The sequence below is a fragment of the Streptosporangium vulgare genome (assembly GCF_042428775.1).
GTDB classification, from domain to species: domain Bacteria; phylum Actinomycetota; class Actinomycetes; order Streptosporangiales; family Streptosporangiaceae; genus Streptosporangium; species Streptosporangium vulgare.
Genome location: NZ_JBHMBS010000025.1, coordinates 79,883 through 104,314 on the forward strand (window position 1 = coordinate 79,883; position 24,432 = coordinate 104,314).

Annotated in this window: 15 protein-coding genes and 4 tRNA genes; 6 read left to right on the forward strand and 13 right to left on the reverse strand. The window is 71.5% G+C overall.

Annotated elements, in window-relative coordinates; all coding sequences use genetic code 11:
• Positions 1–40: 40 nt before the first annotated feature.
• The 5 genes from ACFFRH_RS34945 to ACFFRH_RS34965 form a co-directional block, all read right to left on the reverse strand.
• A complete protein-coding gene (locus ACFFRH_RS34945) occupies positions 41–703 on the reverse strand; it encodes a potassium channel family protein (protein WP_350967452.1) in 663 nt (220 codons plus the stop codon).
• A gap of 137 nt (positions 704–840) precedes the next feature.
• Positions 841–2,751 (reverse strand): DNA helicase RecQ, encoded by a 1,911-nt coding sequence (gene recQ / locus ACFFRH_RS34950; RefSeq protein WP_386161689.1) that lies wholly within the window; start codon positions 2,749–2,751, stop codon positions 841–843.
• 501 nt (positions 2,752–3,252) lie between these two features.
• A complete protein-coding gene (locus ACFFRH_RS34955; RefSeq protein ID WP_386161691.1) occupies positions 3,253–6,855 on the reverse strand; it encodes a galactose-binding domain-containing protein in 3,603 nt (1,200 codons plus the stop codon).
• 1,096 nt (positions 6,856–7,951) lie between these two features.
• Positions 7,952–10,831: a helix-turn-helix transcriptional regulator gene (locus ACFFRH_RS34960; protein ID WP_386161692.1), complete on the reverse strand. Its 2,880-nt coding sequence runs from the start codon at positions 10,829–10,831 to the stop codon at positions 7,952–7,954.
• Positions 10,832–11,202: 371 nt separating this feature from the next.
• Positions 11,203–11,274: transfer RNA gene (locus ACFFRH_RS34965), tRNA-Val, on the reverse strand.
• A gap of 472 nt (positions 11,275–11,746) precedes the next feature.
• On the opposite strand from ACFFRH_RS34965, the gene ACFFRH_RS34970 reads away from it, so the two are divergent.
• Positions 11,747–12,163 carry an SsgA family sporulation/cell division regulator gene (locus tag ACFFRH_RS34970; protein WP_184547867.1) on the forward strand — a complete coding sequence of 139 codons (417 nt, stop codon included), beginning with the start codon at positions 11,747–11,749 and terminating at the stop codon, positions 12,161–12,163.
• 87 nt (positions 12,164–12,250) lie between these two features.
• Here the strand turns inward: ACFFRH_RS34970 and ACFFRH_RS34975 are convergent, their stop codons facing one another.
• The gene (locus tag ACFFRH_RS34975) at positions 12,251–12,886 is read right to left on the reverse strand and encodes a DUF305 domain-containing protein (protein WP_386161693.1); all 636 of its coding nucleotides are present in this window, start codon (positions 12,884–12,886) and stop codon (positions 12,251–12,253) included.
• Positions 12,887–12,956: 70 nt separating this feature from the next.
• Between ACFFRH_RS34975 and ACFFRH_RS34980 the strand changes: the two genes are divergently transcribed.
• Complete coding sequence (locus tag ACFFRH_RS34980; protein ID WP_386161695.1) at positions 12,957–14,369, forward strand: LVIVD repeat-containing protein; 1,413 nt, start codon at positions 12,957–12,959, stop codon at positions 14,367–14,369.
• A 127-nt stretch (positions 14,370–14,496) separates the two neighbouring features.
• On the opposite strand, the gene ACFFRH_RS34985 is transcribed toward ACFFRH_RS34980, so the two are convergent.
• Genes ACFFRH_RS34985 through ACFFRH_RS34995 form a run of 3 tightly spaced genes read right to left on the reverse strand, consistent with a single transcriptional unit; the run spans position 14,497 to position 17,235 of the window.
• Entirely contained in the window at positions 14,497–15,327 is an 831-nt protein-coding gene (locus ACFFRH_RS34985; RefSeq protein ID WP_386161697.1) for an aminotransferase class IV, read from the reverse strand.
• The gene (locus tag ACFFRH_RS34990) at positions 15,324–16,343 is read right to left on the reverse strand and encodes a chorismate-binding protein (protein WP_386161699.1); all 1,020 of its coding nucleotides are present in this window, start codon (positions 16,341–16,343) and stop codon (positions 15,324–15,326) included. The genes ACFFRH_RS34985 and ACFFRH_RS34990 overlap by 4 nt, the downstream gene beginning before the upstream one ends.
• Positions 16,344–16,347: 4 nt before the next feature.
• Positions 16,348–17,235 carry a LysR family transcriptional regulator gene (locus ACFFRH_RS34995; RefSeq protein WP_386161701.1) on the reverse strand — a complete coding sequence of 296 codons (888 nt, stop codon included), beginning with the start codon at positions 17,233–17,235 and terminating at the stop codon, positions 16,348–16,350.
• A 73-nt stretch (positions 17,236–17,308) separates the two neighbouring features.
• Here ACFFRH_RS34995 and ACFFRH_RS35000 point away from each other — a divergent pair, with 73 nt between their 5' ends.
• Positions 17,309–18,604 (forward strand): NAD(P)-binding domain-containing protein, encoded by a 1,296-nt coding sequence (locus ACFFRH_RS35000; RefSeq protein ID WP_386161703.1) that lies wholly within the window; start codon positions 17,309–17,311, stop codon positions 18,602–18,604.
• Between the two features lie 30 nt (positions 18,605–18,634).
• Here ACFFRH_RS35000 and hutH read toward each other — a convergent pair whose 3' ends face one another.
• Complete coding sequence (hutH, locus tag ACFFRH_RS35005) at positions 18,635–20,182, reverse strand: histidine ammonia-lyase (protein ID WP_386161704.1); 1,548 nt, start codon at positions 20,180–20,182, stop codon at positions 18,635–18,637.
• A 153-nt stretch (positions 20,183–20,335) separates the two neighbouring features.
• Here hutH and ACFFRH_RS35010 point away from each other — a divergent pair.
• The 3 genes from ACFFRH_RS35010 to ACFFRH_RS35020 all read left to right on the forward strand — a co-directional run bounded on the left by ACFFRH_RS35010 (position 20,336) and on the right by ACFFRH_RS35020 (position 20,594).
• A tRNA-Gly gene (locus ACFFRH_RS35010) sits at positions 20,336–20,407 on the forward strand.
• 27 nt (positions 20,408–20,434) lie between these two features.
• A tRNA-Cys gene (locus tag ACFFRH_RS35015) sits at positions 20,435–20,505 on the forward strand.
• A gap of 14 nt (positions 20,506–20,519) precedes the next feature.
• A tRNA-Val gene (locus ACFFRH_RS35020) sits at positions 20,520–20,594 on the forward strand.
• Positions 20,595–20,881: 287 nt separating this feature from the next.
• On the opposite strand, the gene ACFFRH_RS35025 is transcribed toward ACFFRH_RS35020, so the two are convergent.
• The 3 genes from ACFFRH_RS35025 to ACFFRH_RS35035 are packed head-to-tail and all read right to left on the reverse strand — an operon-like array spanning position 20,882 to position 24,425.
• Positions 20,882–22,600, reverse strand: coding sequence for an amylo-alpha-1,6-glucosidase (locus tag ACFFRH_RS35025; protein ID WP_344745700.1), 1,719 nt, complete (start codon positions 22,598–22,600; stop codon positions 20,882–20,884).
• 35 nt (positions 22,601–22,635) lie between these two features.
• A complete protein-coding gene (locus ACFFRH_RS35030; protein WP_344745701.1) occupies positions 22,636–23,454 on the reverse strand; it encodes a carbohydrate ABC transporter permease in 819 nt (272 codons plus the stop codon).
• Positions 23,451–24,425: a carbohydrate ABC transporter permease gene (locus ACFFRH_RS35035; protein WP_344745702.1), complete on the reverse strand. Its 975-nt coding sequence runs from the start codon at positions 24,423–24,425 to the stop codon at positions 23,451–23,453. Before ACFFRH_RS35035 ends, ACFFRH_RS35030 begins: the two co-directional genes overlap by 4 nt.
• Positions 24,426–24,432: the final 7 nt, after the last annotated feature.

Genomic DNA, 24,432 nt, shown 5'->3' on the forward strand with positions numbered 1-24,432 from the left:
GCACGGCGGGGCCGGGCGGGGCCGGGCGGGCCCGGGAGGCTCAGGGCAGCTCGGTGAACCGCTCCACCTGCTCGATCTTGCCCGCGATGACGATCACGTCCCCGTACCCCAGCACGGTCCCGGCGTCGGCGTAGGTGAACTCGTCGTGCTCGCCCTTCACGCAGACCACGGTCACGCCGTACTTGCGCCGCAGGTTGGACTCGCCCAGGGGCACGCCGACGTACTCGCGGGGCGGGCGGGTCTTGACCACCGCGTAGTCGCCGTCGACCTCCATGTAGTCGAGCATCCGCCCGTTGAGGAGGTGGGCGAGCCGCTCCCCCATGTCGTGCTCGGGGAGGATCACGTGGTGGGCGCCGACCCGCTCCAGGATGCGGCCGTGCTCGCGGCTGATCGCCTTGGCCCAGACGTCCTCGATCTCCAGCTCCACGAGCAGGGACGTGGTGAGGATGCTGGACTCCAGGTCGGTGCCGATGGCGACCACCGCCCGGTAGAAGTCGGGCACCCCCATCTGCCGCAGCGCCTCGATGTCGGTGGAGTCGGCGACGACGACGTGGGTGAGCTTCCCCGCCAGGCTCTGCACCACCTTGGGGCGGCTGTCGATGGCCAGCACCTCGGTGCCCCTGCGGAACAGCTCGACCGCGAGGGAGCTGCCGAAGCGGCCGAGCCCGACGACCACCACCGGATCGTTCCTTCTGTCAGCCAACGATCGTCCTCTTTCGGGGGTTCGCAGCCACGGGGGGATCCGCCAACGCGAGAAGCCCGGAGGCGGACGACAGCCTCCAGGCTCCTACATGCGTCTCACTGCCCGAGCCATCAGGCCCGAATTCGCCTGATTCTACCTCAGGGGAACTCCAGAAGGGCTTCCTCGCCGTCCCCGGATTCCCGGCCGGATCCCGCGAGGGTGTCGAGGACCTGCCGGCCGTACTTGGCCAGCTTGTTCTCGCCGATCCCGCTGATCGTGCCCAGCTCCTCCAGGGACGAGGGGGACCTGGTCGCGATCTCGCGCAGGGTCGCGTCGTGGAAGATCACGTACGCGGGAACGCCCTGCTCCTTCGCGGTGGCTCCGCGCCAGGCACGGAGCGTCTCGAACACCGGGACCGCCTCCTCCGGCATCTCGACGGGCTCGGCCCGGCGCGAGGTGGAGGACCCTGAAGACCCCGGGGACTTCGCGGCCTTGGCGGCCCTGGGCGCCTTCTCCGGCTCGCGCCGCAGCGGGACCTGGCGCCTGCGGCCCAGGACCTCGGCGCTCGCCTCGGTCAGCACCAGCGTGCCGTAGTCGCCCTCGACGGCGAGCAGCCCCTGGGCCAGCAGCTGGCGCACCACGCCGCGCCACTCGGCCTCGCTCAGCTCCGTGCCGATGCCGAACACCGTGAGGCCGTCGTGGTCGTGCTGGATGACCTTGGCCGTCTTCCTGCCGAGGAGGATGTCGATGATCTGCCCGGCGCCGAACTTCTGGCGGCGCTCGCGCATGAGCCGGAAGACGGTCGACAGGACCTTCTGCGCGGCGACCGTGCCGTCCCACGACTCCGGCGGCGACAGGCAGGTGTCGCAGTTGCCGCAGGCGGTGCCCTGCTGGCCGAAGTAGGCGAGCAGGCGCGAGCGGCGGCACTCGACCGCCTCGCACAGGGCGAGCATGGCGTCCAGGTGGGCCGCGAGGCGGCGGCGGTGGGTGTCGTCGCCCTCGGAGGTGTCGATCATCTTGCGCTGCTGCACGACGTCCTGGAGGCCGTAGGCGAGCCACGCGGTGGAGGGCAGGCCGTCGCGCCCGGCCCTGCCGGTCTCCTGGTAGTAGCCCTCGACGGACTTGGGCAGGTCGAGGTGGGCGACGAAGCGCACGTCGGGCTTGTCGATCCCCATGCCGAACGCGATGGTGGCGACCATGACGAGGCCGTCCTCGCGCAGGAAGCGCGCCTGGTTGGCGGCGCGGACGCGGGCGTCGAGCCCCGCGTGGTAGGGCAGCGCCTCGATGCCGTTCTGCACCAGGAACTCGGCGATCTTCTCGACCGAGTTGCGCGACAGGCAGTAGACGATGCCCGCGTCCCCGGCGTGCTCGGTGCGCAGCAGCTCCAGCAGCTGCCGCTTGGGCTCGTTCTTGGGAGCGATGCGGTACTGGATGTTGGGGCGGTCGAAGCTCGCCACGAAGTGGCGGGCCCCCTCCAGGTTCAGGCGGGAGGCGATCTCGGCGTGGGTGGCCTCGGTGGCCGTCGCGGTCAGCGCGATGCGCGGCACGTCCGGCCAGCGCTCGTGCAGCGCGGACAGGGCGAGGTAGTCGGGCCGGAAGTCGTGCCCCCACTGGGCCACGCAGTGCGCCTCGTCGATGGCGAACAGCGAGATCACCCCGCTGTCGAGCAGCCGCAGCGTGGAGTCGACCCGCAGGCGCTCGGGCGCCAGGTAGAGCAGGTCCAGGTCGCCGGAGAGGAAGGCCGACTCGACGGCGCGGCGCTCCTCGAAGTCCTGGGTGGAGTTGAGGAACCCGGCCCGTACGCCGAGCGCGGTGAGGGCGTCGACCTGGTCCTGCATGAGCGCGATGAGCGGCGAGATCACCACTCCGGTGCCCTTCCGCACGAGGGCGGGGATCTGGTAGCACAGCGACTTGCCGCCGCCGGTCGGCATGAGCACGAGGGCGTCGCCGCCGGACACGACGTGCTCGATGATCTCCTGCTGGCCCGCCCGGAACGAGTCGTAGCCGAAGACGCGCTGCAGGACCCGCGACGCGTCGCTCACCTCGGGGTCGTTCTCGGGGGAAGCCATCGGGACATTGTACGAGGATCTTCCCGCTGGTCGGCGGCGAACGGGCCGGAAGCACGAAGATCATCCGCGATCGCGCGAGGGCCGTCCGGGGCTGATCCGGGCCCTTCCGGAACCGCGCGGGACTGGGCGGGACTGGGTCTGGAACCGCGCGGGACTGGGCAGGGCCGCGCGGGACTGGGCGGGACTGGGCGGAAACCCTGTGAAACCGCGCGGCCCCGGCCCCGAACCGGGCACCGGGCACCCGCGCCGACCGGAGGCGGGCGACCGGCCGCAGGCAGTCGGTAGCGGGCAGCGGGTCGGGGCCTGGCGGGGAGCCGGACGGAGGGGAGCCGGACGGAGGGGAGCCGGACGGAGGGGAGCCGGACGGAGGGGAGCCGGACGGAGGGGAGCCGGACGGAGGGGAGCCGGACGGAAAGGTGCCGCCGGGAGGGTCGGACCTCCCGGCGGCACCGGCACCACGGTTCTCCCGCGGCCTTACTGCGGGATCACGGGATCACCGCATCACGGGTTGACGTTGATCGTGAAGGTCGACGTCGTGTTCTTGATGTTCTGGAAGTTGTTGCTCATCTGGAGGTTGTTGAACGTGGCCGAGCCGACCGCCGGGCCCTGACCGGGCTCGGGCATCTCGTTGGCCCAGATGGCCCAGCCGGACTTGGCGTCGAAGGCGTCGCCGCTCTTCCTGGCACCGGTGATCGAGATGTTCGTGAAGATCGTGTCGGTGACCGGGTTCTGCGGCTGGCCGCCGGAGTAGTTGGTCTGGAACATGATGCCGCCGTAGGTCGGGTCCACGATGTCCACGTTGTTGACGCGGATGCCCTGGAAGACCTTGGAGGCGGAGAAGACCCAGATCGCGGGGAAGACCTGCTGGCCCCAGAAGTGACCGCCGGCGCGGACGATCGAGATGTTCTCGAACCTGGTGGGCGGGCTGGCGCCGAAGCCGTTCATCGGGTAACCGAAGTCCAGCGAGCTGATCGTGATGCCGGAGTAGACCAGCGTGTCGGCGATGTAGATGTTCCTGAAGACGTTGTCGTACCCGCCGTAGACCGCGACGCCCGCGGCCCGCCAGGTCAGGATGGACGTCAGGTTCTCGTAGACGTTGCCCTTCATGTCGGCGCCGCCGGCGTCGATGGCCGAGAACAGCGCGAAGCTGTCGTCACCGGTGGCACGGGCCTCGTTGTTGCTGACGAGGTTGTCCGTGCTGCCGTTGGTCATGTTGATGCCGTCGGCGAACATGTTGCGGATGCGGGAGTTCTTGATCGTCACCCGGTCGGTGTTGGCGCCCCAGTAGAGGCAGACCATGTGCTCGTTCCAGATGTTGTCGATCACCACGTCGGCGACGTTGGAGAAGTCGAACACCTTGCCCGGGCCGTCGATGCGCGAGGTGTAGTTGCCGAAGTAGGCGAAGTTCGCGAAGGACGAGCCGTTGGCGCTGGCCTCGGCCCGGAAGCCGACGTCGGTGTTGTCCTGGCTGTCGGGCGCCCGGAACTGGGTGTACCAGGGGCCCGCGCCGACCACCTTGACGGCCTTGCCGTAGACCTGGAACTTGCTGGCCGTCTGGTAGGTGCCCGCCGGGAGGTAGACGCCGACCAGGTTGCCGGTGGTGTCCATCCGCACCCGGTCGAGGGCGTTCTGCACGTCCTGGTGGGTGAAGCCGGTGGGGGTCGTGTACCTGGCGGGGTCGGGGTTCGCGATCGGCGAGACCTGCTCGGTGTTGATGAAGTCGATCGCGTACGTCGTGGTGTTGGCCGGGTCCTTCTGCAGCCTGATCTTGCTGCCCGCCGGGACGGTGGTCCCGAGCATGACGTTGGCCTCGTCGTAGATGTGACGCGGGCCGCCGGAGCCGGGCGAGTTGTTGGGTCCGGCCTCGGGGCCGTACAGCCAGGCGTACTTGGACGTCAGGTTGATGGGCTTGAGGAAGGTGCCGTTGACGTAGACGTTCAGCGTCGAGTCGATGCCGCCGCCGCCCGCGGAGTCGGGGATGGAGAAGCGGGTGACCAGGGTGTTCGTGCTGGCCTTGGTGGTGAACTCGACGTAGCTGCCCGTGCTGTTCAGCGTCACGGCCCTGCGGCCGGACGCCTCGCCGGCCACGTGGCCGATCTCGCGGCTGGGGCCGACCACGGCCGCCCCGCCGCCGACGACGGCGTCCTCGGCCTCGTAGAAGTCGTACGGCATGTTGGCGCCGCGGCCGACGAAGAACGGCTGGGTGCTGGTGTTGTTGGCCCGCTTGACCGGGAGCTCGTTGGCGTCGTCGGCGAGGACCGTCCTGACGGTGAACTTGCCGTTGGTCGCCGTCCAGGTGCCCAGGTTCACCGGGCTGGTGGTGGCGCCCGGCGCGATCACGCCGCTGTGGGAGCCGGTCAGGGTACGGACGACGGTGCCCGCCTCGTTGAGGACGTTCAGCGTGATGCCGTGGGCGCCGCTCGCGGAGGCCACGGTGCCCTGGTTCCTGATCGCCACGGAGAAGGTGACGACGGCGCCGTTGGACGGGTTGCTGGGGGTCCAGCTGGTCGTGGCGACCAGGTCGGAGGTGTCGACCGGCCTGACCACGAGGGGGGCGGAGGCCGCGAAGGTGTTGTTCGACTCGTTCTGCTCGATGACGGCGTTGTCCTCGTCGACCTTGGCGCTCAGCGCGTAGCTGCCCGCGTCACGGGGACCGGCGTTGGCGGACACCGTGGTGGACGCCCCCGCGGCCAGCGCGCCGACCGAGGCGGTGCCGACCTTGGTGGTGCCCAGGTAGAAGTTGACGTTCGTCGCGCCGGAGGCCGCCGAGCCGGCGTTGCGCACCGTGGCCGAGAGCGAGACGGAGTCGGTCTCGACGGGGGAGGCGGGGGACGCGGTCACAGCGGTGATCGTCAGGTCCGGGTTCGGCGCCGGGGTGCCGATGACCTGGAACTCGGCGACCTGCCCGGCGGGGGCGCCGGTGTTCGAGGTGATCCTGAGCTGGACGTCGGCGTAGGCGCCGCTGACCGGGATCGTCACCGTGTTGCCGGAGGCGGGGTTGAAGGTGTAGTTCGCCGCCGCCACCAGGCTGGTGAAGGTGGTCGAGTTCTGCGCGCGGCCGAGGACCTGGATGTTCTGGGTGCGCGTTCCCCAGGCGCTGTCGGGGTTCAGCTTCAGCACGACCGAGCTGAGGGTGGCGTTCGCCCCGAGGCTGACGGTCAGCGTGTTGGGGTAGCTGCCGCCGTTGCCCTCCCAGTAGGTCGCGGTGTTGTTGTCGTTGGCGTTGGTGGCCACGAACGTGAAGACCGAGGAGGAGGCGGTGATCGCCTTGCCGACGGCCAGGTTCGTCCCGGTCGGGGTGCTGCCCTGGCGGGTGACGGTGTTGCTGTTGCCGGACTGGTTGCCCGCGGCGTCCTTGGCCTTGACGTGGTACGACACCGTCGCGGTGGCCGGCTGGGTGTCGGTGTAGGTCAGGACGTTGCCCGCCACGCTGGCGCGCAGGGCGTCGTTGGCGTAGATGTCGTAACCGGTCACGCCGACGTTGTCGGTCGAGGCGTTCCAGGTCAGCCTGATCTGGCCCGAGCCGGGCTCGGTGTAGGCCAGGTTCGACGGCGTGCTCGGCGGCGTCGTGTCACCGCCGCTGACGGGGCCGTACACCTCGAACTCGGAGAGCTGGCCGGCCGGCCAGCCCGTGTTGCCGGTGAGGTTCAGCCGCAGGTAGCGGGCGGTGGTCGCGGTGAAGTTGATCGTCACCGTGTTGCCGGTCGCCGGGTTGAAGGTGTAGCCGGCCGAGCCCACGATCGTCGTGGTGGGCGTGGCGCTCGTGCCCGCCAGCACCGACAGGGTCTGCGTCCTGGTCTCCCATGCCGTCGCGGGCGGCAGCTTCAGGACGAGCTGGTTGACGCTGGCCGCGGCCCCGAGGTCCACCTGGACCCATTGCGGGAAGGCGTTGTTGTTGCTCTCCCAGTAGGTGGTGGCGTTGCCGTCGGTGACGTTGCCCGCCCCGTAGGGGGCGTTGACGCTGCTGGACGAGGCCGACTTGCCCGCCGCCAGGTTGGGGCCGGCAGCCGCCGAGGCCGGTGCGACGACCGCCCCGGCCAGAGCGAGCAGGCTGGTCGCGGCCATCGCCGCCATCAGCCGTAACGCCAGGTACTGCTTTCTCATTGCGTTCCTCTATCTCTCGTCTGGAACGACAGGGTCGGGAGGGAGGCCGTGGCCTCCGCCGGGCGACGTGCTCGGCACCCGGGGGTGCCTCGCCCACGAGGTGCGGATCTTTCGACCCTCTTCCTCCGGGTCCTCGGAATCCGGCGTGCGGGCCGGCCGGGTGATCCGTGCGGGCCGATCCGCGAGCCGTGCCTCGTTCGTCGCTGGGGGGTGCTGTTCGCCGTGTACGCCGGTGTTCCTCTCGTGGAGACGACCGGCGGGACGAGCGATGGGTGAACGTCGGGTCTGGTGAGGTCTGTCAGTGGGTCCCGGACGGGAGACGTCGGGAACCGCGGGCCCCTGACCGGCTGCGGCGGCGCGGGACGTTCTGCCGGGCACGGGCCGTGAGGGGCCGTACCGGTCGGCGTCGGCGCGGGGGCGATGAGTGTCGCAACCGGGGCCGCCATGGCGGCGACCGGCCGCGCAATGCCGAGAACGACATCACCTGGGGCCTCTCCGGAGGGGTGGGAGGGATGCGCCGGCGCAGCACATCACTGCCGTAAGTTGCGGAGAACAGAGAGAATTTAACAGGACTTTGCAATATTTTTGCATTGCGCTGGCCAAATGTTACATACGTGCTACGGCCGCGTCAACGGGTCGAGAAGGGTGGCTTACTTCGCGGTACGGCCCCGCGTGCGATCCGGCCGATCCGCCTGTCACGGAGGTCTTCCGGCCCCTCCTCGTACCGGCGCGGGAGAGGTGCCCGAGGGGCACCCGAGGGGCGCGGTCCCCAGGGAAGGTCCCCGCGCGGCGGGGCAGAGGGGCGCCGACGACGGGGCGGCGGGATCCGGGGGCACCTCCCGGAAATCCGGGAACCCTGGGACCTGGCAACCCCGGAACCTCGGGAACCCGGGAACCCGGTAGCACCGCCGCGCGGAACGGCTCGCGTGACGCGGCCTTCGTGACCGCCGGTCGGCCGGGACGACGCCGTTCCCCGGCATCGGGAACACACGCGGCTCGGCACGGAACCCGGAGGACGCGAGATGAAGAGTTGTTTTGGACTACTTAGCTTGAAATATGTGTCTCAACAGACAGAAAGATGAAACGTGGTGACATTTCACCGTTCGAAGAGGCGCAGCCGGTGTGCCGTCGCCGCGGCCTCACCTCGCGAGGAGGCGCCCAGCTTGGCGAGGATGTTGGAGACGTGCACGCTCACGGTCTTCGCCGAGATGAACAGCTCCCCCGCTATCTCGCGGTTGCTGCGGCCGGCCGCCACCAGGCCCAGCACCTCGTGCTCGCGCGCGGTGAGCCCGAGCCCGGCCCGCTCGGCGGCCGGCTCGGCGGGGGCCGGCTCCCCGGTGAGCGGGATCCTGGCTCGCCTGGCCAGGGAGCCGATCTCGGCGGCCAGCGGCGAGGCCCCGACCCGTGCCGTGAGCTCCGCCGCCCGGGACAGGCTCGCCGCGGCCTCGTCGCGCTCCCCCGCCGCGACGGCGGCCCGTGCCGCGCCGAGCAGGGCGCGGGCCTCGGCGTAGGGCTGGCGGAGCGCGGCCCAGGCGGCGACCGCCGCCTCCCACGCCTTCCGGTCGGGCACCCCTTCCGCCTGGGCGGCCTCGGCCGTGAAGGTGAGGCTGTGCGCCCTCTGGAGCTCCCCCTCCGCCTCACCGAGCCGCTCCGCCACGGCGCGCAGCCGGGCCAGCGGGGGCGCGGACACTCGCAGGCAGGTGAGGAGGAGCGGCCAGACGTAGCGGGGGGTGCCCTCCAGGTCCTGCTCGTCCAGGGTCCGCTCGACGAGCGCGGACGCCTCGTCGTCGCTGCCCCGCGCCACCAGCAGCTCGATCTCCCTGCGCAGCTGGGGCAGGATCGTCTGGTCCCGGTAGGTGCCCCTGGTGAACACGGCCCGCGAGGACCGGAAGAGCGCGTCGGCCCGGTCGAACTCCCCGCGGGCCAGCGCGATGTCGGCGGCGAGGGCCTCCAGGCTCGCGCGGTAGGGGGCCGGCGGGGTGACCTCCAGGCCGCGCTCGACCACCTCGGACGCCTCGTCCCAGCGGCCGAGGGAGACCAGGGGCTCGACCAGGTTGATCGCGAGGAAGGCGCCGGACGTGCGGGCCAGGCCGTACGCCTCGGCGTCGGCGATGCCGCCGCGGGCGACCTCGGCGGCCCGCTCGTGCCATCCGGCCCCCTCCAGGGCGTCGGACTCGGAGATGACGGCCCGCATCAGCGCGTGGTAGGTGCTGGCCCGGCCCGCGATCTTCCGTGCCCGGGCGAACTCGGCGACCTGCTCCTCCATCCGGGAGTAACGGCACCTCGCCCAGGTGAGCGTGACGAGCGCGTGGGCCTCGATGTCGGCGTTGCCGACCTCGTGGGCGATGCGCATGGCCTCCTCGGCCAGCGACTCCTTCTCGGCCCAGTCGCCGGGGTGGCTGAGCATGCGCGACAGGTTCTCCAGGACCTGGGCGCGCAGGGAGGTCGGCGGCTCGGCGGGCACGAGCGTGACGGCGGTGCGGAGATCTTCGAGGAACCCGGCCCTGCCGAGGTCGTATCTGACGAGCCCGCGCTGCCGCAGCAGCCGGGCCGCGCGGATCGGGTCGGTGGCGGTGTCGATCTCCCGCAGGGCCGCCTTGGCGAGGGAGATGCCTCGCTCGAACTCCCCGGCCAGGTGCGCCACGGTGATGGCCTGCCGGAGCACGTCGACGTGGTCGGCCTCGATCCGCTCCGCGGCGTCGGGGACCGCCTCCCACAGCTCCAGGACCCGGGTCAGCATGCGCAGCTGCTCGTCGTAGGCCGCCGTCTTCCTCGCGGCCGCGGCCGCGTGCCAGGCGCTGGTCAGCGCCCAGAGGGGGTTGTGCGCGGCGTGCCAGTGGTGGGCGAGCTCGATGGCCGACCGGGGAGCGGGCAGGATGCCGGGGTTGCCCTCCAGGGCCTCGGCGAAACGGGTGTGCAGGCGGGTGCGCTCACCGGGCAGCAGGTCGTCGTGGACGGCCTCGCGGATCAGGGCGTGCCTGAAGGCGTACGTCTCGCCGTCGACCAGGAGCACGTTGCCCGCCACCGCCGGGCGCAGCAGACGGGAGAGCTCGCCGTCGTCGGCCCCGGCGACGGCCGAGAGCACGGCGTGCTCGATCCTCGCCCCGCCGGCGGCGGCGAGCCGCATCAGCTCCTGGGTCTCCTCCGGCAGGCGCTCGACGCTGGCCAGCAGCAGGTCGCGCAGCGAGTCGGGCAGCGTCTCGCCCTCGCCCCCGCTGAGCAGCGCCTCGACGAACAGCGGGTTTCCCTCGCTGCGGGCGTAGACCAGGTCGAGGTCGGCGACCGGCTCGCCGTCGAGGATGCTCGCGGCCTGCTGGTCCACCTCCCGGCGGCTCAGCCTGCGCAGGTCGAGCCGGGTGACCCAGTCGACCCGGCTCAGCTCGGCCAGCAGCGGGCGCAGGGGATGCGTGCGGTGCAGCTCGTCGGCCCGGTAGGTGACCAGGGTGAGCAGGGGCACGTCGGAGCGCTGGTAGCGGACGAGGAACGACAGCAGGTCGCGGGTGGAGCGGTCGGCCCAGTGGGCGTCCTCGATGACCAGGATCGTCGGCCGGGTCTCGGCGAGCCGCTCCAGCAGGCCCAGGACCTGCTCGAAGAGCCGGGCCCGCGCCTCGGCGCCCTCTCTCTCGGGCTCACCGAACTCCGGCAGCAGCCGGGCGAGCCCCCGCGTCGCCCCGCCGGGCAGCAGCGCGGCGACCCCGTCGCGGCCCAGGTCGCGGGCGAGCTTGCGCAGCACCGCGGTGAAGGGGGCGAAGGGGAGGCCGTCGGTGCCCAGCTCCAGGCACCCGCCGACCAGCACCAGGGCGTCGTCCGAGCGCTCGGTGAACTCGCGGACGAGGCGGGTCTTGCCGACCCCGGCCTCGCCTCCCACGAACACGGTCGAGGCCGCCCCTGAGCGCGCCCTGGCGAGCGCGTCTCCCAGAACGGCGAGCTCGTCGACGCGGCCGACGAACAGGGGGCTTACCGTGTGGGCTCTCACGCCCCCAGGATGCCACCGGCCACCGACAGTCAGGCGTCCCGCTCGGCCCGCCTTTCCCGCCCGGCCCTCCACTCCCCCGGCTCCCCCGAACCCGGCTCGGGTGACGCCCGATCACCGGCTGTCCGGAATCGGCCCTGAGAGCGCCGCAGCGCCCCGGACACGCTTTCGCGGAGAGAAGAAGGGGGGATGGCCGTCCGGCGCCCCTGCGGGCGTCACGGCGCCGCCACCGGCCCCCTCGGGGGCCTGACGCGGACGGGACCCACCCGCTCCCGAGCCGGGCTCGGGGGCCTCGGCCGTACGGGATGTCCGATCACGGAAAAAGCCTCCCGGTTGGTGTCAACCAGGAGGCTCTGACCTGCGACTTGCTAGTGTGGGCGATACTGGGATCGAACCAGTGACCTCTTCGGTGTGAACGAAGCGCTCTCCCGCTGAGCTAATCGCCCGCCCTGTGCGGCGCCTCACGGTGCCGACGTGGAAAACCATACAGCAATCCGAGAGTGCTCGCGAAGCGGTATCCGCCAACAAAATGATCTTGAAAGACGACACGGTCGGGAGGCAAAGGTCTGAGGATGCATCCGGCGGGGGGCTACGGTGTCATAGCATCGTCCTGATCCGTAGAAGCACCGAACGACCCGCGCTCGACCCGAATCACCCGAGACGCCCCGCCGGGGAGTCGACGGTGACCAAAACGAGACGCAAAACCCTTGCAAATACGGCCCTGTTGGTGATGTTTAGCCAGGTAGATGCCCAAATGTCGCGCTGTGATGTGTGTTACAGAAGGGCGTGGAGGCGGAATCTTTCCTACAGGTTTCTTTGTTCCGCGTGATAGCCCGCGAGGAACGAAGCCGTTTCAGAGCAGTGAGAGCAGTGAAAGCCCCGCAGAGGGGACCGACGACGAAAAAGGTTTGGCTGACGATGAACAGCGCCACCGTCTCTGCCGAGCTAGGCCTTCGGCTTGTGGTCCCCGACCGTACCACCGTCCCCCTGCTCGCCGGGCTCAGCTACACCGCCGGCGACCCGTACGCGATCAGGATGGCCTTCCACGTGGGGAACGACGAGCCCGTCGAGTGGATCTTCGCTCGCGAGCTGCTCACGGTCGGCATCGTTCGGCGGGTCGGCGACGGGGACGTGCAGGTGTGGCCGGCGCGCGCCGACGGCGAGCGCACGCTGCACATAAGCCTCACCTCGCCGTTCGGGCAGGCCCTGTTCGAGGTGCCGCTGGCCCCGCTCACGGAGTTCCTGCACCGGACGTACGAGCTGGTCCCCGCCGGTCGCGAGACCGACTTCATGGATCTGGACGCCGAGCTCAGCAACATGCTCTGGAGTTCGTGACGGGCCCTCGGCCCCCCGGCTCCTCGTCACCATCCCGGGGCCTCCGGGTTTCGCGGCGACGGCGGCCTCCCGAGCGGAGCCGCCGGGCTACGCCCCCGGCTTGAGCAGGTCCCGCATCCGGGCGATCTCGATGCCCTGCCCGGAGACGACGTCCTTCGCGGTGGCCAGCATGATCCGGTCGGTGCCCTCGCGCAGCTGGAGCCCCGCCATCGTCACCGCCGCCTCGTGATGGGTGATCATGAGGTTCAGGAAAAGGGTGTCGAAGGCCGCTCCCCTGGCCGCCCTGAGCCGGTTCATCTCCTCCAGCGGGAGAGCGTGGTCGTCGTGACCGCCGCCATGCTCACCCGGGGGGCGCCCGGCAGCCTCCAGCCACGAGGTCATCGCCGCGATCTCCGGCCGCTGCGCCGCGGTGATCCGCTCGGCGAGCCTGCGCAGGACCGGTGAGGACGTCCGGGCCGCCACCAGCGCCGCCATCTCCAGCGCCTGCCGGTGGTGCGGGATCATGCCCTCGGCGAACCGCACGTCGGCCGCGGTGACGCGCGCCTCCGACTCCCCGAGGCTCTCTCCCGGCCGTGCAGCGCGACCGGCCTCCCCCGGGCCGCCCGGGATGATCACGGGCGCGCCGGACTCGGCGACGAGCGGGGTGGAACGCTCCGGTCCGGCCCCCGCGCATCCGCCGAGAACCGCTGCCATCATGATCACCGCGATACCCTGACTCGGCACACGCATCCTCCGCATAGCTCCAATAATGGGGCAAGTGGACCGACGTAATGGGGGCACCGTGCGACCGATCGTGGCATTCGTCCTGGCCGCGCTACTTCTCGTGGCAGGGTGCGGGGCGGATCCGACCCCCGCCGCCTCGCCACCGTCCGAGGCGGCGGCGTCCAGCACGGCCCCGGTCGCCCCCGAGGGGAGCCCGAGCGCCTCGGAGCAGGCGGCGCAGACGCCCGCCCCCGGGATCTCGGGGGACGGTACGCACAGCGACAACATCACGCACCTGGCCAACGTGCCCCCCAGCGCCCCGCTCAACGGGCCCCAGTCGTGGGGCACCGACCTGGCCTTCCAGGGCGACTACGCGTTCGTCGGCAACTTCGACGGCTTCAGCGTCTTCGACATCTCCGACCCGTCGAGCCCCTCGATCGCGAGCCAGGTCCTCTGTCCCGGCGAGCAGAACGACATCTCGGTGAGCGGGAACCTGCTGTTCCTGTCGATCGACTCCGCCCGGGCCGGCCCGGAGTGCGACGCCCAGCGCGGCGAGCCGGAGTCGGACGCCTGGGAGGGCATCCGGATCTTCGACATCACGGACAAGACCCACCCCACCTTCGTGTCGGCGGTCCAGACCGACTGCGGCTCGCACACCCACACCCTCGTCCCCGGCGAGAGCCCGGACAAGGTCTATCTCTACATCTCCTCCCCCGGCCCCGAGCCCGGCACGGTGACCTGCGCGCCCCCGCACAACAAGATCTCCGTGGTCGAGGTGCCCGTCAAGGACCCGAAGGCCGCCAAGGTGGTCTCGCGGCCGGCGCTCTCCGAGAAGGCCGTCGAGGGGGCCATCGGCGGCTGCCACGACCTCACGGTCTACCCGGAGAAGAACCTCGCCGCCGCCGCCTGCTTCGGCGACGGGATCCTGCTGGACATCTCCGACCGGGTCAACCCCAAGGTGCTCCAGCACGTGAGCGACAAGGAGAACTTCGCCATCTGGCACTCGGCGACGTTCAACAACGACGCCACCAAGGTCGTCTTCGGGGACGAGCTGGGCGGCGGCGTGAGCGCGACCTGCGACGCCAACACCCCCAAGACCAAGGGCGCCAACGCCGTCTACGACCTCGGCAAGGACCGCAGGCTCACGCTCCGCGGCTACTTCAAGATCCCGAGGGAGCAGTCGCCCGAGGAGAACTGCGTCGCGCACAACGGGTCGCTGCTGCCGGTGCCGGGCAAGGACATCATGGTCCAGTCGTGGTACCAGGGCGGGGTGTCCGTCTGGGACTTCACCGACGCGGCCAAGCCCCGGGAGATCGCCTTCTTCGAGCGGGGCCCGGTGCCGGGGGTCGGCGGCTCGTGGTCGGCGTACTACTACAACGGCCACATCTACTCGAGTGACATCACCAAGGGCCTGGACGTGCTCCGCATCGACGACCCGCTCACCGATCCGGCCGCCAAGGTCGAGCTCAAGGAGCTGAACGCCCAGACCCAGGTGTCCTACTAGCCCCCGGTCCGGCCGGGCCGGCCGGACCGTGACCGCCGGGCGATCGGCCGCCGGTTCCGGTGGGGCACACCCTCACCGGAACCGGGGACGGGACCGGGAACGCGAGGCGACGAACGCGGGGCCGGGCTCAGGGGTCGAGGTCGGCGGCGGAGCGCTCGGCGAAGATCTGCATGGCCTTGGTGGTGATCGGGCCGGGCGCGGCGGGCAGCACGGTCCGGTCGACCGCGCGGATCGGCTGGATGTCACGGGTGGTGGAGGTCAGGAACGCCTCCTCGGCCTCGTACAGGGCCGAGAGCGGGACGTCCTCCTCGATGCCCCCGCACCACTCCAGGGCGAGCGCGCGGGTGACCCCGGCCAGGCAGCCCGAGGCGAGCGTGGGGGTGAGCAGCCGCCCGTCGCGTACGACGAAGATGTTGCTGCCGGTGCCCTCGCAGAGGTTTCCCGCGAGGTTCTCGAAGATCGCCTCGCCGCCGTCCCTCGCCTTGGCGTAGAACAGCGCCTTGGCGTTGTCGCCGTAGGAGGTGCTCTTCACCCCGGCGAGCGCGCCGCGCTCGTTGCGCGGCCAGGGCACGACGGTGACGTCGGCGGTGGCCGGGAACGCCTTCTGCTCGTCGACGATCACCACGGTCGTGCAGCCCTGGTCGCCCCGGTCGGAGCCGAGCGGCCCCGGGCCGCTGGTGTAGGTGACCCGGACGCGGCCGAGCCGCCACGGCGGGGCCTCGGCCAGGCAGGCGCGGACCCCCTCGGCGATCGCGTCCACGTCGGGGTCGGGCAGGTCCATCCGCCGCGCCGAGAGCGTGAGCCGGTCGAGGTGGCGGGTGAGCGCGAACGTGGCGCCGTCCATGCACTTGATCGTCTCGAACACCCCGTCACCGACCATCAGGCCGTGATCGAACACCGAGACGACGGCCTGATCCGGAGCGATAAGTGCCCCGTTAAGCCATATAGGTACGTTCATACGACTCCTTCTGAACCTGATGTTGATGCCAGCGCGATGAGCCGGGAGGCCTTCAGCTCGGTCTCGTCCCACTCGCGTCGCGGATCGCTACCCCAGGTTATGCCCGCGCCCGTACCGAAGCGGATCTCGTCGGAGATGAGCCAGAACGTGCGGATCCCCACGGCCAGCGACGCCCGGCGCCGGTCGGCGTCGACCCAGCCCACGGTCCCACAGTAGGGCCCGCGCGGCTCGGGTTCGAGCTCATCGATGATTCGCAGGGCCGAGGACTTCGGGGCCCCGGTCACCGACCCGGGCGGGAAGGTTGCGGAGAACAGCTCCGGCCACCCGTACTCCGGCGCGAGCCGCGCCCGGACCGTGGAGACCAGGTGCACGAGACCGGGGTGCTCCTCCACCTCGCACAGGGCGGGCACGCTCACCGAGCCGACCGCGGCGACCCTGCCCAGGTCGTTGCGGACGAGATCGACGATCATCACGTTCTCCGCGTAGTCCTTCTCCAGCAGGTCCCCGGCGGTGACGCCGGTCCCCTTGATCGGCCTGGACTCGACCACGTCGCCGTCCCTGGACAGGTAGAGCTCCGGGGAGGCCGACACGACGCTCAGCCCAGGCAGGCTCACCGTGGCCGCGTAGGGGGCGGGATTGCCCTCGGCCAGCCGTACGGCCAGGGCCAGCGGGTCCGGCGCCTCCCCGGCGGGCAGCGGCGCGCTCAGCACCCGGCACAGGTTGGCCTGGTAGACGTCGCCCCGCCCGATGTGGGCGCGGACGCGCCGCACCCCCTCCTCGTACGCGGCCTGATCGAGGGAGCTGCGCCACGACGACGGGTGCGGCCCGCGCCAGGGGCCGCGCGGCGAGGGCAGCGGCGCCCGGCGGACGTCCCCGAACCGGGCGCACGTCACCTTGCCCTCGTAGTCGATCACGACGGCCCACCAGCCCTCGCCGTCCAGCGCGGCGAGATCGGTGGTGAGGTCGCGGAGGCCGGTGGCCAGATATCCGGTGACATGCGCAAAGGAGTCATGCACCGCCCTATTGTCCCGCTCGTCCGGCCAGCAGCCGCACCAGGGTGCGGGCGGCGGGCAGCGGGGTGGGCGGCAGCGCCGCGTAGACGGTCCTGCGCGGCGCGAGGTCCCCGAGGGAGCGGAGCACCAGGTCGGCGGGGACGGCGTACGCGGCGAGGGCGGGGACGAGCGTGACGCCGAGCCCGGCCGCGACGAACCCGAACTTGCCCGTCCACTCGGCGATCCTGACCGTGGCGCGGGGCGCGAACCCGGCGCGGGCGCAGGCCGCCGCGAGCACGGTGGCCCGGCCGGGCGGGGGCGCCTCGATCCAGGTCTCCTCCCGCAGCTCGCGCAGGTCGACGATCTCCTCCCCCGCCAGCCGGTGGTCGCGGGGCAGCGCGACGAGCAGCTCGTCGCCGGCCAGCTCGATCATCTCGATCTCCTCCTCGCGGGGCAGCTCGGACGGGTAGTCGCTGACCACCGCGACGTCCAGGCCCCCCTCGCGCATGCGGCGCAGCAGGCTCCCGCTCGGCCCCTCGATCGGGACGAGCTCGACCTCGGGGAAGTCCTCGCGGAACGCGCGCAGGGCGCCGGGCACGAGCGCGACGTTGGCGGTCGCGAACGCCCCCACCCGCAGCCGCCCCCGGTAGCCGCCGTGGATCCCGGCCAGCTCCTCCTCCGCCCTGTTCAGCCGGTTCAGGACGATCTGGGCGTGGTGGTGCAGCGCCTCACCGGCGGGCGTGAGCCGCACCCCGCGCGGCAGCCTCTCGAACAGCGGGCCGCCCGCGCGGTGTTCGAGCGCGGCGATGCGGCGGGACACGGCGGACTGGGTGTAGTTGAGCCCGGCGGCGGCCGCGGTGAACGACCCGGTACGGGCCACGGTGTCCAGCAGGCGCAATCCTTCGACGTCGAACACATTCCTCCCTCGCATGGCTCACATGCAATCTAGTCGCTGGTGGAATGCCTCCCGGGTTCGTAGCGTGGAGCGCATGATCTCCTTTCTCGGTCTGGGGCGCATGGGCGCCCCGATGGCCCGGCGGCTCGTGACGGCCGGGTACACGGTGAAGACGTGGAACCGCACCCCCCGCGCGGTCGAGGGCGCCGCCACGGCGGCGTCGCCCGCCGAGGCCGTGGCGGGCGCGGAGCTGGTCGTCACGATGCTCAGCGACCCCCCGACGGTGCGGCGGGTGCTCGCGGAGGCGGCACCGGGGCTGCGGGCCGGGACGGTGGTCGCGGAGATGTCGACGATCGGGCCCGAGGCGGTGGCCGGGCTGCGCGGCCTGCTTCCCCCCGGGGTGGGGCTGGTCGACGCGCCGGTCCTGGGCAGCGTGGGACCGGCCGAGGAGGGCACCCTGACGGTACTGGCCGGGGGCCTGCCCGAGGACCTGGCCCGCTGCCGGAGGGCGCTGGAGGTGTTCGGCCGGGTGGTCGGGGTCGGCGGCCCCGGCGCGGGCGCGGCGATGAAGCTCGCCGTGATGGGCGCGCTGGTGCCCGCCCAGGTGCTGCTCGCCGAGACCGTCGCGTACGCGGAGGCGACCGGGGTGGACACCGCGACCCTGCTGGCCGTGCTCGGCGGCACCCCGCTGGGACCGCTCGTCGAACGGGTCCGCCCGGCCGTCGAGAACGGCCCGTACGAGACGCGCTACGCCCTCGGCCTCGCGGCCAAGGACGTGGCGCTCGCCGCGCACGGGACCCAGACCCTCGCCGCGGCGGCCGGGGCCAGGCTGGCGGACGCGGTGGCGGCCGGGCTCGGCGGGGCGGACCTGACAGCGATCTTCGCGCACGTCGCCGCGGCCGGTCCCACAGGGGCGGACCGGCCGGGCGGGCCCGGCCAGGCGGGTCAGGTGGGTGAACCTGGTCAGGTGGGGCGGGACGTGCCGCAGGGCCGTACCGGGGTGGAGAGGCTGAACCCGGCCACGGTTCCCGCCACCAACGGGTTCTACTCCCACGCCACCAGGGCCGCGGGCCTGCTGTTCGTCTCGGGGCAGGTGGCGCTGGACGAGGAGGGGAAGGTGGTCGGCGAGGGGGACATGACGCGCCAGTCCGAGTACGTGATGGACCTGCTGTCACGCGTCCTCGCCGACCAGGGCTGCACGTTCGACGACGTGACCCACATCCGGAGCCACGTCACCGACATGTCGCTGCTGGGAGAGTACGGGGCCGTGCGCAAGCGTTTCATCACCGGCGAACCCCCGGCCAGCACGACCGTGGAGGTCTCGCGGCTGTTCCGGCCGGGGCTGCTCATCGAGGTGGAGGTGATCGCCGCCCTCCCCGCGGGCCCGTGACGGCGGGGCCGTCCCCCGCCGGGCGGGGGCCTACGACAGGGGGCCGGTGACCGTCTCGGCGGCGGCGACGACCGCGTTGGCCGCGACGAGCTGGACCACCGTCTCGATCTCCGGCGCGAGGAAGCGGTCGGGACCGGGGCCGGGGACGGACTGGCGCAGCACGTCCACCACGGCCCCGGTCGCCGGGGCGGGCCGCAGCGGGGCGCGCAGGTCCAGGGCCCGCGCGGCGGTGAGGACCTCCACCGCGAGCACCCGGGTGAGACCGTCCACCGAGCGGCGCAGCTTGCGCGCGGCCGACCACCCCATGGAGACGTGGTCCTCCTGCATGGCGGAGCTCGGGATGGAGTCGACGCTCGCGGGCGCGGCCAGGCGCTTGAGCTCGGAGACCACCGCCGCCTGGGTGTACTGGGCGATCATGTGGCCGGAGTCGACGCCGGGGTCGTCCGCGAGGAAGGCGGGCAGGCCGTGGCTGCGGGCCACGTCCAGCATGCGGTCGGTGCGGCGCTCGGAGATGCTCGCCATGTCGGCGACCGCGATGGCCAGGAAGTCGAGCACGTAGCCGACGGGGGCCCCGTGGAAGTTGCCGTTGGACTCCACCCGGCCGTCGGCGAGGACGACCGGGTTGTCGATCGCGGAGGCGAGCTCCCGCCCGGCGACCAGGGCGGCGTGCGCCAGGGTGTCGCGGGCGGCCCCGGCGACCTGCGGGGCGCACCTGAGGGAGTACGCGTCCTGGACGCGGGTGCAGGTGCCGTCCCGGTGGGACTCCATGATCTGCGAGCCGCCGAGCAGGGCCCTGAGGTTGGCGGCGCTGGCCGCCTGCCCGGGGTGCGGGCGCAGGGCCTGCAGGTCGGCGGCGAAGACGCGGTCGGTGCCGAGGAGCGCCTCCACGCTCATGGCCGCGCTCACGTCGGCGGTCCTGAACAGGCGGGCGAGGTCGTCCATGGCGAGGATGAGCATGCCGAGCATGCCGTCGGTGCCGTTGATGAGCGCGAGCCCCTCCTTGGCCACCAGCTCCACGGGCTCGATGCCCGCGCGCTTGAGGGCCTCCGCGGCGTCGGCCCGCTCCCCCGCGGCGTCGCGGACGACGCCCTCGCCCATGATCGTGAGGGCCACGTGGGAGAGCGGCGCGAGGTCGCCGGAGCAGCCGAGGCTTCCGTACTCGTGCACGACGGGGGTGATCCGCGCGTTGAGCAGGCTCTCCAGCACCTTGGCCGTCTTCGGGCGCACGCCGGTGTGGCCGGTGGCCAGGGTGTGCAGGCGCAGCAACATCATCGCCCGGGTGACCTCGATCTCGACCTCGGGCCCCGACCCGGCGGCGTGCGACCGCACGAGGGATCGCTGCAGCTGGGCGCGGAGCGAGGGGTCGATGTGCCGGGTGGCGAGGGCGCCGAACCCGGTGGAGACGCCGTAGGCGGGGGTGGGGCTCTCGGCCAGCTCGTCCACGCGGGTGCGGGCCGCCGCCATGGCGGCCACGGCGTCGTCGCCGAGGCGTACGGGGGCGCCGTGCCTGGCGACCCTGACGACCTCCTCGAAGCTCAGCGGCTCCGGCCCGATGTTCACGACCTCGTCGTCGCGCATGCTGTCAACTCTCTCGCGTAGGGTGAAGCCGTGGTAACTGGTGAAACCGGTGCTGGCTCCTTACATCTCAAGATACCGGTCGTATTCGGTTTGGGGAGTCGCCGGGTATTCGCTAGAGTTCTCACCGTGAGTCCGGGCCGGTCCCGGAGACACGCGGAAGTGGCTCAGTGGTAGAGCATCACCTTGCCAAGGTGAGGGTCGCGGGTTCGAATCCCGTCTTCCGCTCGGAAAAGGGGCATCCGCCCCCCACTCGGTGGAGTGGCCGAGAGGCGAGGCAACGGCCTGCAAAGCCGTCTACACGGGTTCAAATCCCGTCTCCACCTCGGGTTTTCAGCGAGGACGATTAGCTCAGCGGGAGAGCGCTTCCCTGACACGGAAGAGGTCACAGGTTCAATCCCTGTATCGTCCACCACCCGCCCACAGGGCGATCACATGAGACGGCCGCCGAAGTCCCGGCTCAGGGACCTTGGCGGCCTTCCGCTTTCCCCGGTCGGTCGCCGTCGATCGGAGCCGTCTCCCGTCTCGGTGCCGACGTTGCGCTCACCCTCGATCGGCATCAACAGACCCCCGCCCCGCCGAACGCGGGATCTTCGCTCGCACCCGAAGGCGCTTGAGGCGCCCCCCGCTCCGGTGACGACTTCCTGGACGGAGAGGGTGGGGGCGCGGGCCGTCCCGGGGTGAGACGCGGCCCCCTCGGTCTCACTCCTGGACGCCGGTACGGCGTGTGTGGGCGGCGGCCAGGATGAGGTAGGCGCTGGCCGTCCAGGTGTAGGCGCGGTCGCGAAGCCCGGACCCGGTGAGGGCGTCGAAGTTCTCCGCGAATCCCGATTTCTCGCACAGGGCACGGAAACGTGCACTGATCTCGTCGGCCAGCACGGTGTGCCCCGCGCGGCGGAGGCCGTCCTCGATCAGGACCGTGGAGGGGGCCCAGATGGGACCGCGCCAGTAGCCGTCGTCCCGGTAGTGCGGCGAGGTGGGGAGTTCGGTGGCGAGCCCGTACTCGGTCAGATGGGTCTTGATCTTGGCGGCCAGGGTCACGTGGACGGCCTCGGGCAGCTCCTCGCCCAGCACGATCGGCATGAGGTCGAGCAGGCTGGAGCTGGACCATTCGCGCTCCGAGCTCGCGCTTCTGGCCACGAAACGGTCGTCGCGCCACAACTCCGCGAGCGTCGCGTCGCGCATCCGGTCGGCCGCCCGCGACCAGCGGTCCGCCTCGCCGGTCAGGGCGAGTTCGCCCGCCATGCGGGAGAGCGCGCGCATCTGCAGGACGAGGAACGAGGCCAGGTCGGCGCTCTCGACGACGCGCTCGGGGGTGAAGGTGGTCGCGTTGTCCCATCCGCTGTCGTTGCCGTGCTGGTAGTGGGGGATCTCCCGGCCGGGGGCGCGGCGGGCGGCGAGCCAGAAGGCGGTCCACCGTTCGAGCAGGCGGTAGGTCTCGGCCAGCTCCTGTGGCGGCACCGCCGGAAGGTGCCGCAGGACCCAGCCGTGGATGGGCGGCTTGACGAAGTTGTAGAGGATCTCGGAGTGGGTGACGGAGTCCGGCAGCGCGCCGGCGGCGTCCTGGTGGTCGAAGGGCAGCCGGAACTGGTCCCAGGCCAGTGCGGGCAGCCCTCCGGCGAGGGCGATCGCGTTGAAGCAGTGGTCCCAGCTCCACACCTTGTCCATCCAGTGCTTGGACATCAGCACCGCGGTACGGGTGACGAACCCCGCGGCGCGGACCGTGGCCGACCACAGGACGTAGGCGGCGAGTTCGGCGGCGGGGGTCCGGTCGTCCCGCCACGGCGCCACGGCGTCGCGGAACTCGTCGAAGTCGCGCCGGGCCGCCGCGACCACCTGGTCGAAGGTGCGCTCGCCCGTGTAGGGGGGACGGGCGCTCTCGTACTCCTCGACGGCGACCTCCCATCCCGTCTCGTCCCCGGTCACCACGACGCCCCGCTCGGCGGTGCCGAGCTCCTGGACGCCCAGGTGTTCGGCGATCCGCCCGCGCAGGAGGGTGACGCGGTAGCGGCGCCCGGTCTGGTACACGGTGAAGACCGGCGAGCCGTCCCGGGGATCTTCGAAGAAGTAGGGGCCGCTGAACGGCGTCAGGACCGGGTCGGCGGCCACCAGGCGCAGGGCGAGCCCACGGCCGCGCAGCCGTACGGTGTCCGCGGTCTCGTACGCGAGATCGATCCGGCCGGAGTCGCGGCTCCAGGTGAGCCGGTGCGGTGTGGCGGTGACGACGCTCTCGGCGGGATCGTTCCCGAGGAGGGGGACCAGTCGCAGGACGGGATGCATGCCGTTCTGGTGGGAGACCAGGTGGACGTCCTGGGCGTAGGTGTTCTCGCCGACGACCGGTGAGAAGCCGAACCATGAACCCCGGAAACTGAACGGGATCTCCCGCACGGAGAACACCGGGCCTGCGGCGGCGACGGTCATGAAGAAACGGTCCTTTCGGTGGGAGGGGGACCCGGTCAGTCCTTGACGGCACCCGCGGTGACGCCCGCGGTGACGTAGCGCTGCGCGATGACGATCAGAATGGCGGCCGGTATCGAGGCGACCACCGCGGCGGCCATGATCGCGTTCCACTGCTGGTTGTTGTTGCCGATGTAGTGGTAGATGCCCAGGGTGATCGGCTGGTGGTCTCCCCCGCTGTCCAGCGTGCTGGCGAAGACGAAGTCCGACCACGCCCACAGGAACGCGAACAGCGACACCGTGACGATCGCGTTGCGGCTGACCGGCAGGACGATCGACCGGAAGATCCGCAGGGTTCCCGCGCCGTCGACGCGGGCGGCCTGGAGGAGCTCCTGGGGGATGCCCGACATGAACGCGGTGAGGACGAGGACCGCGAAGGGGACGGCGAGGGTGGAGTCGGCCAGGATCAGCCCGGGGAGCGTGTTGAGCACGCCGAGGTTGAGGAACATGGCGTAGAAGCCCATCGCCATGATGATCCCGGGAATCATCTGCGCGATCAGCAGCACGAAGCTCAGGGCCCCGCCGCCGCGCGGGCGCAGCTTCGCCAGCGAGTACGCGGCCGGCGCCGCGACCGCCAGGGTGAGGACCACGGTCGCCAGCCCGACGACCAGGCTGGTCCCGAGGTAGGGAAGCTGCCGGTCGAGGACCGCGCGGTAGCCGTCCAGGGTCCCGTCCACGGGGAACCAGGACGGCGGGCTCTTGCGCATGTCCCGCTCGCGGGTGAACGACACGTTGATCATCCAGTAGACCGGGAACAGCATCACGCCCGTCAGCGCCACTCCGACCGGGGTCTTCCACCAGCCTCGCGCGATCCTCACGTCAGGTCCTGCCTTCGCTGGAAGCGGACGTACAGCAGGCCGAAGACGAGCGCGACCACGATCAGGAGGTTGCCGACCGCGGCCCCCGGGCCGAAGGACGGCACCAGGTTCCCGAAACCCAGCCGGTAGGACCAGGTGGCGAACGTGGTGGAGGAGCCGCTCGGCCCGCCCCTCGTCATGATCCAGATGATGTCGAACACCTTCAGCGTGTAGACCAGCCCGAGCAGCAGCGTGATCGCCGAGACCGGGCGCAGCAGGGGAAGGGTGATGTGCCGGAACCGCTGCCAGGTCGTGGCCCCGTCCAGCGCGGCGGCCTCGTAGACGGACGGGCTGATCGCCTGGAGGCCGGAGTAGAGGACGACCAGGTTGAACGGGATGCCGATCCAGACGTTGGCCACGATCACCGACCACAGCGACCAGTCGGGCGAGGTCAGCCAGTTGACCGGGCCGATCCCGAACGCGCCGAGGGCGGCGTTCACCACGCCGGAGTCGCTGTTGAGCATCCACGCCCAGGTCGAGGACGACACGATCAGCGGCAACAGCCACGGCACCAGGAACAGCGCGCGCAAGGTGGCCGACAGCCGGAAGTTGCCGACGAAGAACAGGGCGAGTGCGAGCCCGATGGTGAACTGGAAGGCCAGCGACACCACGGTGAACACCACGGTGTGTCCCAGCGCGGGCCCGAACGTGGCGTCCTTGAGCACTTCGACGTAGTTGGCGAACCCGGTGAAGGGCGCGTCACCCTGGACGAACGAGCGCACCGTGTAGTCACGCAGGCTCAGCTCGAGGTTGCGGTACAGCGGGTAGGCGTAGAACCCGATCAGGTAGACGCCGATCGGGACCAGGAAGCCCCATGCCGCCCACTGCTCCGACCGCGACGCCGCCGCCCTCCGGCGCCCCCCTCCACCCGGAGCGGGGGCGCCGGCGGCGGGGGCCGGACGCCGGGGGGGCGCCTGAGTGAGACGACTCATGACCTGG

Excerpts from the sequence above, each read along its gene's own strand:
- recQ (WP_386161689.1), bottom strand. The coding sequence starts at position 2,751 with ATGGCTTCCCCCGAGAACGACCCCGAGGTGAGCGACGCGTCGCGGGTC.
- ACFFRH_RS34955 (WP_386161691.1), bottom strand. The coding sequence starts at position 6,855 with ATGAGAAAGCAGTACCTGGCGTTACGGCTGATGGCGGCGATGGCCGCG.
- ACFFRH_RS34970 (WP_184547867.1), top strand. The coding sequence starts at position 11,747 with ATGAACAGCGCCACCGTCTCTGCCGAGCTAGGCCTTCGGCTTGTGGTC.
- ACFFRH_RS34985 (WP_386161697.1), bottom strand. The coding sequence starts at position 15,327 with ATGAACGTACCTATATGGCTTAACGGGGCACTTATCGCTCCGGATCAG.
- ACFFRH_RS35000 (WP_386161703.1), top strand. The coding sequence starts at position 17,309 with ATGATCTCCTTTCTCGGTCTGGGGCGCATGGGCGCCCCGATGGCCCGG.
- hutH (WP_386161704.1), bottom strand. The coding sequence starts at position 20,182 with ATGCGCGACGACGAGGTCGTGAACATCGGGCCGGAGCCGCTGAGCTTC.
- ACFFRH_RS35025 (WP_344745700.1), bottom strand. The coding sequence starts at position 22,600 with ATGACCGTCGCCGCCGCAGGCCCGGTGTTCTCCGTGCGGGAGATCCCG.
- ACFFRH_RS35035 (WP_344745702.1), bottom strand. The coding sequence starts at position 24,425 with ATGAGTCGTCTCACTCAGGCGCCCCCCCGGCGTCCGGCCCCCGCCGCC.